Source organism: Citrobacter sp. CK198 (assembly GCF_030333295.1).
In the GTDB taxonomy this organism is placed as follows: domain Bacteria; phylum Pseudomonadota; class Gammaproteobacteria; order Enterobacterales; family Enterobacteriaceae; genus Citrobacter_B; species Citrobacter_B koseri.
This window is the reverse complement of the sequence record NZ_JAOWGE010000007.1, coordinates 126767-138776: the sequence shown is the minus strand read 5'-3', so window position 1 is coordinate 138776 and position 12010 is coordinate 126767. Positions and strand designations below refer to the sequence as shown.

12 protein-coding genes and 1 pseudogene are annotated in these 12010 nt (G+C 53.5%); 2 read left to right on the top strand and 11 right to left on the bottom strand.

The genetic code is table 11. The annotated features are described in order from the left end of the window. Positions 1–68: 68 nt before the first annotated feature. The 9 genes and pseudogenes from OGY62_RS01200 to OGY62_RS01160 all read right to left on the bottom strand — a co-directional run bounded on the left by OGY62_RS01200 (position 69) and on the right by OGY62_RS01160 (position 5918). Positions 69–461, bottom strand: a complete 393-nt coding sequence (locus OGY62_RS01200) for a DoxX family protein (RefSeq protein WP_012135240.1) — start codon at positions 459–461, stop codon at positions 69–71. A 277-nt stretch (positions 462–738) separates the two neighbouring features. Further along, positions 739–1038, bottom strand: coding sequence for a YqjK-like family protein (locus tag OGY62_RS01195; protein WP_012135239.1), 300 nt, complete (start codon positions 1036–1038; stop codon positions 739–741). Continuing rightward, positions 1028–1433 (bottom strand): annotated as a pseudogene (locus tag OGY62_RS01190) (phage holin family protein). Before OGY62_RS01190 ends, OGY62_RS01195 begins: the two are co-directional and overlap by 11 nt. 2 nt (positions 1434–1435) lie before the next feature. Beyond that, on the bottom strand, positions 1436–1741 hold the full coding sequence (locus tag OGY62_RS01185; RefSeq protein WP_012135237.1) for an ElaB/YgaM/YqjD family protein: 306 nt from the start codon (positions 1739–1741) through the stop codon (positions 1436–1438). 41 nt (positions 1742–1782) lie between these two features. Next, the gene (locus OGY62_RS01180) at positions 1783–2151 is read right to left on the bottom strand and encodes a DUF1090 domain-containing protein (protein WP_286458901.1); all 369 of its coding nucleotides are present in this window, start codon (positions 2149–2151) and stop codon (positions 1783–1785) included. Between the two features lie 147 nt (positions 2152–2298). Next, on the bottom strand, positions 2299–2682 hold the full coding sequence (gene mzrA, locus OGY62_RS01175) for an EnvZ/OmpR regulon moderator MzrA (protein WP_047461090.1): 384 nt from the start codon (positions 2680–2682) through the stop codon (positions 2299–2301). 3 nt (positions 2683–2685) lie between these two features. After that, positions 2686–3348 (bottom strand): DedA family general envelope maintenance protein YqjA, encoded by a 663-nt coding sequence (yqjA, locus tag OGY62_RS01170; RefSeq protein ID WP_012135234.1) that lies wholly within the window; start codon positions 3346–3348, stop codon positions 2686–2688. Positions 3349–3697: 349 nt separating this feature from the next. Continuing rightward, entirely contained in the window at positions 3698–4474 is a 777-nt protein-coding gene (gene exuR / locus OGY62_RS01165; RefSeq protein ID WP_012135233.1) for a transcriptional regulator ExuR, read from the bottom strand. A 142-nt stretch (positions 4475–4616) separates the two neighbouring features. Beyond that, positions 4617–5918, bottom strand: a complete 1302-nt coding sequence (locus tag OGY62_RS01160; protein WP_024130972.1) for an MFS transporter — start codon at positions 5916–5918, stop codon at positions 4617–4619. A gap of 472 nt (positions 5919–6390) precedes the next feature. Here OGY62_RS01160 and uxaC point away from each other — a divergent pair, with 472 nt between their 5' ends. Both uxaC and OGY62_RS01150 read left to right on the top strand, forming a co-directional pair. Then, the gene (gene uxaC, locus OGY62_RS01155) at positions 6391–7803 is read left to right on the top strand and encodes a glucuronate isomerase (RefSeq protein WP_115625942.1); all 1413 of its coding nucleotides are present in this window, start codon (positions 6391–6393) and stop codon (positions 7801–7803) included. A 14-nt stretch (positions 7804–7817) separates the two neighbouring features. Continuing rightward, positions 7818–9305, top strand: a complete 1488-nt coding sequence (locus OGY62_RS01150; protein WP_012135230.1) for a UxaA family hydrolase — start codon at positions 7818–7820, stop codon at positions 9303–9305. 180 nt (positions 9306–9485) lie between these two features. Here OGY62_RS01150 and sstT read toward each other — a convergent pair whose 3' ends face one another. Beyond that, a complete protein-coding gene (gene sstT / locus OGY62_RS01145; protein ID WP_047461096.1) occupies positions 9486–10730 on the bottom strand; it encodes a serine/threonine transporter SstT in 1245 nt (414 codons plus the stop codon). 254 nt (positions 10731–10984) lie between these two features. Further along, positions 10985–11953, bottom strand: coding sequence for a TerC family protein (locus OGY62_RS01140; protein WP_012135228.1), 969 nt, complete (start codon positions 11951–11953; stop codon positions 10985–10987). Positions 11954–12010 lie beyond the last annotated feature (57 nt).

Below are 12010 nucleotides of genomic sequence, written 5' to 3'. Positions count from 1 at the left end.
TTTCTCTCTCCTCCAGATAGCAAAAACGAGGAGAATATCCCCTCGTTTTTTGATTCAGTATAGCGTGCTTACCACTTTTTATTCAGGACGCGGTCGATGCTGAATGCGCCCGGCCCCGTGATAGCCAGCAGCAGGAAACCGCCTGCGATGGTCAGGTTTTTCATGAACATCAGTGAGTTAACACCTTCCGCAAAGTTGCTGTGGAAGATGAACGCGGTCAGCAGGGTAAAGCCTGCGGTAAACAGCGCCGTTGTACGGGTCAGGAAACCGAACAGAATCGCCAGACCGCCGCCAAACTCAAGCAGGATAGTCAGCGGTAACAGGAACCCCGGAACCCCCATCGCTTCCATGTATTGTTGGGTACCCGCATAACCGGTGATTTTTCCCCAACCTGCGGTGATAAACAGAATGGGCATCAGAATGCGCGCTACCAGTACACCAACATCTTCTAATTTTTTCATTTTACTCTCCAGGGAACCACTCAGGCTGCTGATTTCATTTTTTGTGCAATCACGCGGAATGTCGCGTCGTTGCGGTTGATGGAGAGAATCATAAACGTGACATGTAACAATTGTTAGCAAGGAAAACTGTCAATAATTTTCAAAAATTTTGAGTGACAGGGCACAGATTGCCGGATAGCGGTGTAAACACCTTATTGGATCAACAGCAATGCGTAGGCCCGATAAGCGTAGCGCCATCGGGCGTTATGCCGGATGGCGAGGAGGAAGGGTGCAGGAATCAGCCGCGCAGCTGCTGTTTTCGGATCGTGCTTTTGACCAGCCGCCAGGCGCTCCAGATGCCAAAACCGCGTTTTGCCCAGCGCACCAGCAGATTTGGGTGGCGAATTGTCCAGATAGCCATAACGCTGCTGCCGACCAGCGCCCAGGAACGCAGGCTGATCAGCGTGTTCCAGCCGCGATCCCAGCTGTCCGTCGCTTCCAGCCAGTCGCGACGACCGGCTGAAAGGTCCAGCCTTTGCTGCTGGATTTGGCTGAGCAGCAACGCCTTACGCTTTTGACGTTCGACTTTACTGCTCACGGCTTATCATCCTCCAGAATTTGCCGGTCGTTAGCCAGTTCATGACGCGTATGGCGTAACAGCGTTGACTGGCGGGCTTTGTGTAACGTCCAGAGTCCGCCGATCAGCGCCAGAACCAGCAACACAACGGTGGTGGCGATCATTGCATTGAGGCGATACTGAGGGTCAACCGCCCAGATGATAAGCACCATCAGGCTCATCAGACCGAATGCCGCGAAAAGCATGGTCAGCCCCAGCATCAGCAGAAGCTGAAAGAGATTTGCTTTTTCCTCTTCCAGTTCCACAACCGCCAGTCGCAGTCGGGTTTCTACCATCTCAACAAGGATAGTGACAATCCGCTGCCCGATGCCCAGAACGCTTTTGCCTGGCCCCTGCGCGTGATGAGAATCCGCCATAATTAACGACGCGTCAGCAGTACGCCCAGCACCACACCAACGGCTGCGCCAATGCCGACGCCCGTCCACGGGTTCTCGCGTACATAGTCGTCAGCGCGCGCTGCGGCTTCGCGGGTTTGTTTGGCAATCGCATCGCCGGTTTCGCCCAGACGGTTGCGGCTTTCTTTCAGCGCGCGCTCGGCTTTGCTACGAATCTTACTCAACTCTTCTTTCGACTTATCGCCAGAGGAGCTAAGCACCTCTTCGAGCGTATCAGCCAGGGATTTCAACTCAGCGCGCAGATGTTCCGTAGTGTTATCTTTCGACATAGTTTTCTCCAGGTGAGTGAGTCGTTAACGTTTGATTTGACTTAGTAGTCGCGTGCCTCAAGCTTTTTCAGGTCACCCTGAGCTTCAGCCAGCTTGCGTTCACGTTTCGCAATTTTATCCGCATCGCCTTTTTGTTTTGCTTCGACCAGATCACGCTGACGTTCAGCAATCTCATCTTTTTGTTTTGCGATCTTTTTCTGATGGTCAGCACGCAGTTTACTGTCGGTGCAGTTTGCTCTGAGTTCGCTGAGCGCTTTATTCAAACCATTAATGCGGTTCTGGTTGTTGTGCTTTTCGGCGTAGCTAATTTCCTTCTGTATATCCTGCTCTTTTTCCTGACAGAGGGTATTGGCATAGCTGCCTGCACTGAGCGTGAAAAGGGTAATGGCGAAAGCGATGCGGTATTTCATTCTTGAACCTTCCATTGTGATTCGAACCCGTTACCGGGGGACGATGATCCAGGTTATAACACGGCGGACAATAAGTCCGCCTTATTAATCATAGTCAGTAAACGGCGAAATCACCAAAGTGGGTGATATGATTCGGATTCCTGGACATTAACCGAAGCGATGTGGGTTATCCCGTAAGCGGGTCAACCACTGTACGGCCTGGCTGTCGCCGTTCTGTTGGGCGATGATATAGCCATGCGGCAACGTTCTGTCCAGCACGGCCTTAGCCGCCGCGCTTTGCGCGCTGGAGTCAAACGTAATGAGCAGCGCGTCATTTTGTGGCGTGATGCTTTTGAAGCGAATGCCGTTAGCGTCCAGATGATGCCAGATGGAAAAGCCGTCCGGCATACTGACGCCCTGATGGATGGCGCGAATGGCCAGCGTGGATTCCTGCTGGCGAATGGTCGACCAGACGAGAAAAAGCACGCTCATCAGCACGAGAAAAGAGGTTGTCCAGGCCAGTTGTCGAAGCGTTATGCGTGGTTTCACCATACTCTATCCCCGATTTCCGTATTTCTTTTTCCAGAGCACCACCAGCGAACCCGCCAGCCCAAAGACCAGCAGTACCACCGGCAGCAGCATCAGACATGACATCAGTTGGTCTTCATACTTCAGGAATACAGGCGTTTTGCCCAGCAAGTAACCCAGCGAGGTCAGGATCAGGACCCACAACAACCCGCTCATCCAGTTAAAGAATTGAAAGCGCGCGTTATTAAGGCCGGACAGACCCGCGATAGTGGGTAACAAGGTACGAACGAAAGCGATAAAACGGCCAATTAACAGCGCGGACAGGCCATGTTTATGGAACAAATGGTGAGCGCGCTGATGATAATGCGCGGGCAGATGCGACAGCCAGTTTTGTACAATACGCGTGTTGCCCAGCCATCGCCCCTGAATATAACTGACCCAGCAGCCCAGGCTGGCGGCCACGGTTAACAGCAGGAGCGTTTGCGGAAACCCCATTGCGCCTTTGGCGATAAGTACGCCAACCAGCACCAGCAAACTGTCACCAGGTAAAAAGGCGGCAGGAAGCAACCCATTTTCCAGGAACAAAATCATAAATAGTACGAAATAAAGCATGCCAATCATGGAAGGATTGGCGAGTGTTTCAAAATCCTGAGCCCACAGGGCATTCAGTAATTGAGTCAGTAGTTCCATTCAGTATTCCTGGAGAATCGGTTAACGTCACGCCGGTTTTTTGAGTTTGCAATACCGCAACATTATTCATTTTTTACTTGGGTTGCGGACGGGCGCAAAATCGCGGCCTGAACCATTCCTTGTTAAGTTGTGAAGTAAGCAAGCACTAACACACAAAAATTCAAAATGCATCTAATTGTAACAAAGGTCGACGTAGTCCGTTATAGAAATCGCACGTCGTTAAAATATGATTTTGCTTATCACAAAGGTGGGTGGCGAGAGGATTTACACAGGCTGACACTTTATATCTTACGCTTACTGAGCGGCGTCGCAGACAGGCGCCCTGATGCGCCTGCCAGCGTAAGATTGTCTATTTTGCCCCGTTAGCGGCGGTGTCCAGATGAACAACGGGATTTTCAGCAAAAAGATAGCGGTCGGCGTTAAATTCGAAATCGTCGCTGGTTTCGTTAAACAGCATCTGTTTGGTGTTCTCCAGATGCTGCCACATTGCCAGTTTCGCGGCATGAGGATCTTTGCGAATCAGCGCCTTGAGAATATGGTCATGATCGTCGCACCAGTTATCGACGGTGCGTGAATCAATATGATCGTGCAGTTTTTTCCAGTACGGGTTATGTACGCGCTGAGTCCACATTTTTTCGACAATGGCGGCCAGCGCGGTATTTTGCGTCGCCAGCGCGACCTGCACATGGAACTGGAGATCCCATTCGGAGTCGCGGAAACATTTTTCGTTACGCGCTTTCTCTTGGATTTCCATCAGCTTCATGATGTCCTGTTTCGTCACCTGCGTGGCGGCAAACTCGGCAATATTGCTTTCTATCAACTGGCGCGCCTGGAGAAGTTCGAACGGGCCATAATTGGCAAACTCAAGATTTTCATCCGGGGCGACATAATATTTCGGTTGATTTGAAATGACGTGGATGCCGGAACCTTTGCGGACTTCTACGTAGCCTTCGACCTCCAGCATGATAATCGCTTCACGAACCACCGTACGGCTGACGTTTTTCTCATCGGCAATAAAGCGTTCGGCAGGGAGTTTATCGCCCACAAGGTAGACGCCCTGTTCGATGCGCTCTTTCAGGTCAGCAGCAAGTTGTTGATACAAACGTCGTGGTTCGGTGATTTCCATATGCGCTCCAGGCATAAGACGGCAGACTATATTTGTTATACCACTTTTGCGAGGCTGGCTCCACTTGTACCGTTGAAAAAGCCGCCTGTTTAACAGGCGGCTTTGGATGAGTAAACCTTGTTGGATGATGGCGCAGGTCAGGTCAACTTTGCGTTGCGGGGCGATTGACCTGCGACCCTGGCCCCGCCTCGCTGGCCGGTTTGTTTTGCAGCACCGTCCAGATAACCAGCGCGCCGAGCAGGTCGAACACCGCCAGTACCGCGAACAGCGGGCTGAAGCCGATGGTGTCAGCCAGCGCGCCGACCACCAGAGCAAACAATGTGCTCGCCAGCCAGGCGGACATCCCGGTCAGGCCATTCGCGGTTGCCACTTCATTACGGCCAAAGACGTCAGAAGAGAGCGTAATCAGCGCGCCGGACAGCGCCTGGTGAGCGAAACCGCCGATGCAAAGCAGCATGATGGCGATATACGGGCTGGTGAACAGACCGATCATGCCTGGGCCAATCATCAGCAGCGCGCCCAGGGTAACGACCATTTTACGGGAGACGATCAGGTTTACGCCGAACCAGCGCTGGAACAGCGGCGGCAGATAACCGCCGATGATGCAGCCTAAGTCGGCAAACAGCATGGGCATCCAGGCGAACATGGCAATCTCTTTCAGGTTAAAGCCGTACACTTTAAACATGAACAACGGGATCCAGGCGTTGAAGGTTCCCCATGCCGGTTCCGCCAGGAAACGTGGCAGAGCGATACCCCAGAACTGGCGGTTACGCAGGATCTGCGCGAGAGACATTTTCTTCGCAGTATTGTCTTTGTGCTGCGCTTCCTGACCGCCAATGATGTAGTCGCGTTCTGCATCCGTCAGCTTTTTCTGATCGCGCGGGTGTTTATAGAACACCAGCCAGGCCATTGCCCAGATGAAGCTCAGCACGCCGGAAATAATAAACGCCATCTGCCAGCTGTGCATCACGATAGCCCAGACGACCAGCGGAGGCGCAATCATCGCGCCGATGGAAGAGCCGACGTTAAAGTAGCCGACCGCAATGGAGCGTTCTTTTGCCGGGAACCATTCAGAGCTGGCTTTCAGGCCCGCCGGGATCATCGCGGCTTCAGCAGCGCCGACCGCGCCGCGCGCCAGCGCCAGGCCGCCCCAGCTTCCAGCCAGTGCGGTTGCGCCGCAGAATACGGCCCACAGAACGGCGAACATGGCGTAACCCACCTTCGTACCGAGAACATCCAGTACGTAACCGGCTACGGGTTGCATGACAGTGTAAGCAGCAGAATAGGCTGCGATGATATAGGAATACTGTTGTGTGGAGATGTGTAACTCTTCCATCAGCGTTGGCGCAGCCGCCGCCACAGTGTTACGCGTCAGATAGCCCAGCACGGTGCCTAATGTCACCAGTGCAATCATATACCAACGTAACCCTTTAATTTTACGCATGTAAAACCTCATCGTTTTGTTATTTCCGCAACAATCGCGGTTATCTTCCTGCGCTGAGCGGGGAAGTTATTGACGACGGGATAACCGAAAAAAAGCCGGTACGCCCCGAACGTTGCCATGAGTCATCGTGCTAATTCGGTTTCCGTACCGGTCAATTCGATGTCTTAACCATCGATAACTTTGCATTCCGTCGGCTTATGTATCGCGACGGCCAGAAAGATAACTTGTCATACAACTTCAAAAGGTGAGTGACATCACAAATGCAGGATTCTTAGTGTGGTCATTATTTCGATTTAGAAATACCAGCAATGGCGCGGCCTGGAGCGCTGTTTACTCTTTTAGGGGTAATTTATTTGTTGGTTTTTATTGATCCAACTCACGAAAATATCTTCAGTGTCTGGAAATTGGTGTGATAACTTTGACAGCATCAAAACATAAGCAATCTGACGCACTCGTTGAGAGGAAGACGATAATGACCCCGTTTATGACTGAAGATTTTCTGCTGGATACCGAGTTTGCCCGCCGTCTGTACCATGATTACGCAAAAGATCAGCCCATCTTCGACTACCATTGCCACCTGCCGCCGCAGCAGATCGCGGAAAACTACCGTTTTAACAACCTGTATGATATCTGGCTGAAAGGCGACCACTATAAATGGCGGGCGATGCGCACCAATGGCGTTGCTGAGCGTCTGTGTACGGGCGATGCGTCCGATCGTGAGAAGTTCGACGCCTGGGCCGCCACGGTGCCGCACACGATCGGCAACCCGTTATATCACTGGACGCACCTTGAACTGCGTCGCCCATTTGGTATTACAGGTAAGCTGCTGTCGCCTGCGACGGCAGATGAGATCTGGGATCGTTGCAATGAATTGCTGGCGCAGGATGCATTCTCCGCGCGGGGAATCATGCAGCAGATGAATGTAAAAATGGTCGGCACTACCGACGATCCTGTCGATTCGCTGGAGCACCACGCCACGGTCGCGAAAGACAGCACGTTCACCGTTAAAGTGCTGCCGAGCTGGCGTCCTGATAAAGCGTTCAACATTGAGCAGGCAACCTTTGGCGATTACATGACGAAGCTGGGCGAAGTATCGGATACCGATATTCGCCGCTTCACCGATCTGCAAGCCGCGCTGACTCAGCGTCTGGATCATTTTGCCGCTCACGGCTGTAAGGTTTCTGACCACGCGCTTGACGTCGTTATGTTTGCTGAAGCCAGCGACGCTGAACTGGACAGCATTCTGGCGCGCCGTCTGGCGGGCGAGACCCTGAGCGAGCATGAGGTCGCGCAGTTCAAAACGGCCGTACTGGTGTGGCTGGGCGCGGAATATGCGCGTCGCGGTTGGGTACAGCAGTACCACATCGGCGCGCTGCGTAATAACAACCAGCGCCAGTTCAAACTGCTGGGGCCGGATGTCGGCTTCGATTCCATCAACGATCGTCCGCTGGCGGAAGAGCTGTCAAAATTGCTGAGCAAGCAGAATGAAGAAAATCTGCTGCCGAAAACTATCCTGTACTGTCTGAACCCGCGTGATAACGAAGTGCTGGGCACTATGATCGGCAATTTCCAGGGCGAAGGGATGCCGGGCAAGATGCAGTTTGGTTCCGGCTGGTGGTTCAACGATCAGAAAGACGGGATGGAGCGTCAGATGACGCAACTGGCGCAGCTTGGCCTGCTGAGCCGCTTCGTCGGTATGCTGACCGACAGCCGCAGCTTCCTGTCTTATACCCGTCACGAATATTTCCGTCGCATCCTGTGCCAGATGATAGGCCGCTGGGTTAATGCGGGCGAAGCACCGGCGGATATCCAGTTGCTGGGTGAAATGGTACGAAACATCTGCTTCAACAATGCGCGCGACTATTTCGCCATTGAACTGAACTAAGGTCTGGGGTTGATATGCAATACATCAGGATCCATACGCTGGATAACGTTGCGGTAGCGTTGGCCGATTTAACGCAGGGCGCTGAGGTCAGCGTCGATAACCATACCGTGACGCTACGCCAGGATGTCGTACGCGGTCATAAGTTTGCCTTACGCGATATTGCGCAGGGGGAGAACGTCATCAAATATGGCCTGCCTATCGGCCATACGTTGGTGGACGTCGCGGCGGGTGAGCATATTCATGCCCACAATACCCGGACTAACCTCAGCGATTTGGATGAGTACAGCTATCAACCCGATTTTCAGGCCCCTGAAGTACAACCGGCGGATCGCGATGTACAGATTTATCGCCGTGCCAACGGAGACGTCGGCGTGCGCAATGAGCTGTGGATTCTGCCGACCGTCGGCTGTGTCAACGGCATTGCGCGGCAGATCCAGAACCGTTTCCTGAAAGAGACTTTTGATGCCGAAGGAACTGACGGCGTTTTCCTCTTCAGCCACACCTACGGCTGCTCTCAGCTTGGCGACGATCACATCAATACCCGCACCATGCTGCAAAACATGGTGCGTCACCCGAATGCGGGGGCGGTGCTGGTGATTGGACTGGGTTGCGAAAACAATCAGGTGGATGCCTTTCGCGAGACGCTGGGCGAGTTCGACCCTGAACGCGTTCATTTTATGACCTGCCAACAGCAGGACGATGAAGTGGAGGCGGGCGTTGAGCATCTTCATCAGCTGTATAACGTGATGCGCCATGACAAACGCGTGCCGGGCAAACTGAGCGAACTTAAGTTTGGTCTGGAATGCGGCGGTTCAGATGGGTTGTCCGGTATTACCGCGAACCCGATGCTGGGGCGCTTCTCCGACTATGTTATCGCTAACGGCGGGACGACGGTGCTGACGGAAGTGCCAGAAATGTTCGGTGCAGAACAGCTGTTGATGAGCCATTGCCGTGATGAAGAGACGTTTGAAAAACTGGTGACAATGGTCAATGACTTCAAGCAATACTTTATCGCTCATGACCAGCCGATTTATGAGAATCCGTCGCCGGGTAACAAGGCGGGCGGGATTACGACGCTGGAAGACAAGTCTCTGGGGTGCACGCAGAAGGCGGGTTCCAGCCAGGTTGTGGATGTGCTGCGCTACGGTGAACGCCTGAAAACGCGCGGTCTGAATCTGTTAAGCGCGCCGGGCAACGATGCGGTCGCCACCAGCGCGCTGGCGGGCGCGGGTTGCCACATGGTGTTGTTCAGTACTGGCCGCGGTACGCCATATGGCGGGTTTGTCCCGACGGTGAAGATCGCCACCAACAGCGAACTGGCGGCGAAGAAGAAGCACTGGATCGATTTTGACGCCGGGCAGTTGATTCACGGTAAGGCGATGCCGCAGTTGTTGAATGAATTTGTGGATACGATTGTGGCGTTTGCCAACGGCAAGCAGACCTGCAATGAGCGCAATGATTTCCGCGAGCTGGCGATTTTCAAAAGCGGTGTAACGCTGTAAAAAAATGCCGGATGGCGACGTAAACGTCTTATCCGGCCTGTGAGTGGGGCGTTGTAGGCCTGATAAGCGCAGCGCCATCAGGCAATGAAAAATGCCGGATGGCGACGTAAACGTCTTATCCGGCCTACGAGTGGGGCGTTGTAGGCCTGATAAGCGCAGCGCCATCAGGCTTGTGGTTATTTAGCTACGCAGCGCGCTTTTCGCTAAACGCGCGTCTTCCGCCTGACATACCGCGGCGGTAAACATAACGTCGGTAGAGGAGTTGATTGCGGTCTCGCAGGAGTCCTGCAACACGCCGATAATGAAGCCAACCGCAACCACCTGCATGGCGATTTCGTTCGGAATACCGAACATGTTGCACGCCAGCGGAATCAGCAGCAGTGAACCGCCCGCCACGCCGGAAGCGCCGCATGCGCACAGCGATGCCACCACGCTCAGCAGCAGCGCCGTCGGCAGATCAACCGGAATACCCAGCGTATACACCGCCGCCAGCGTCAGTACGGTAATCGTGATTGCCGCACCGGCCATATTGACGGTTGCTCCCAGCGGGATGGAAACAGAATAGGTATCTCTGTCCAGATTCAGTTTTTCGCACAGCGACATATTCACCGGAATATTTGCAGCGGAGCTACGGGTAAAGAAGGCGGTCACGCCGCTTTCACGCAGGCAGGTGAGAACCAGCGGATACGGGTTGCGGCGGATCTGTAAAAAGACCAGCAGCGGGTTGATGACCAGCGCCACAATCGCCATACAGCCAATCAGCACCAGTAACAGTTGCGCATAGCCCCACAGCGCTGAGAAGCCCGTAGTGGCGAGCGTTGAGGCGACCAGGCCAAAGATACCGATCGGCGCGAAGCGAATCACCAGTTTCACAATAAAGGTGACGGCGTCGGACAGATCGTTCACCAGATTTTTGGTGGTTTGATTACTGTGGCGCAGCGCAAAGCCCAGGCCGATAGCCCACACCAGAATACCGATGTAGTTGGCGTTGATCAGCGCATGGATCGGGTTCGCAACGATGCTCATCAGCAGCCCGTGTATCACCTGGACAATGCCGCTCGGCGGCGTGATATCCGTGGCGCCAGTCGTCAGTTGCAGCGTGGACGGAAAGAGGAAGCTCACCACAACCGCCGTCAGCGCGGCTGAAAATGTGCCGAGCAGATACATCCACAAAATCGGGCGAATATTGGTTTTCTGACCGTGTTGATGGTTGGCGATAGACGCCATCACCAGCGTCAGTACCAGAACCGGCGCGACAGCTTTCAGCGCACCAACGAACAGGGTGCCCAGCAGACCCGTTGCCTCTGCGGCAGGTTTTGAAACTAAAGCCAGTAAAATTCCCAGTACAAGCCCAATTAAAATTTGTTTAACCAGGCTCCCTTGAACCAAACGCTGGAGTAGCCCCGATGAACGTTGCGTAGTCATTTCATGATCCTTTCAGTGTGATGTTGTTCATCCTTTGCACGCTCTGTTGGCGCATCTTTCAGGATGTAACAAAGTGTTTGCCTGAGTGAGTATAAGGAAAGATGGGGATTGGGAAAGCGTAAAATGCTGGAATTTACGTACTACGTCATATTTTTTAACTAAACATTTACATGTTATCGGGTAGTGCTGCGTGTACTCAACCCACGACCGTGGTTTTTGTAAGCCCGGCAGACATGGCGCTGCCGGGCAGGGTCTTACTGTAGCTGCTGCTTTTTATCGTTCTGGCGATTTACCCACGCGTTAACAATCAGCGTGATCACCAGAATACTGAACACCACGCCCAGCGAGATGGCGATCGGAATGTGGTAGAAATCGACGATCAGCATCTTAATACCGATAAAGACCAGAATGACGGCCAGACCATATTTGAGCATCGAGAAGCGCTCTGCTACCCCTGCCAGCAGGAAGTACATGGCGCGCAGACCCAGGATCGCAAACAGGTTGGAGGTCAGGACGATGAACGGGTCGGTAGTCACGGCAAAGATGGCCGGAATGCTATCGACGGCGAAAATCACATCGCTCAGTTCCACCAGAATCAGAACCAGCATCAGCGGCGTCACGAACAGCAAGCCATTCTTACGCACAAAGAAATGCTCGTTTTCGATGGTATCGGTCATGCGAAGGTGGCTACGCAGCCAGCGAACCAGCGGTTTGTCGCCGATGCCGGATTCGTCCTCTTTCACCAGCGCCATCTTCACGCCCGTAAACAGCAGGAAAGCGCCGAACAGGTACAGTATCCAGTCGAACTGGGCGATCAGCCAGCTACCGGCGAAAATCATAATCGTACGCAGAACAATGGCGCCAAGTACGCCATACACCAGAACCCGGCGTTGCAGGGCAGGCGGAACAGAGAAGTAGCTGAACAGCATCAGCCAGACAAAGACGTTATCAACGGCCAGCGATTTTTCGATCAGATAACCGGTGAGAAACGCCAGCGCCTGCGGATCGGCCACCGCCCGGCCCTGGGTCTCCGCCAGATACCACCAGAAGGCGGCGTTGAACAGCAGTGAAAGCGTCACCCAGACCAGAGACCAGGCCGCCGCCTGCTTCATGGACATCGTATGTACGCCACGACGCCCCTGCAACAGAAGGTCGATAGCCAGCATAATCACCACAACGACAGCGAATCCGCCCCATAACAACGGTGTGCCGACAGTATTCATAGAATTTCCTTACACATAAAAAAAACGGCCAACGTCGAAAGACGTCAGCCGCTGCTT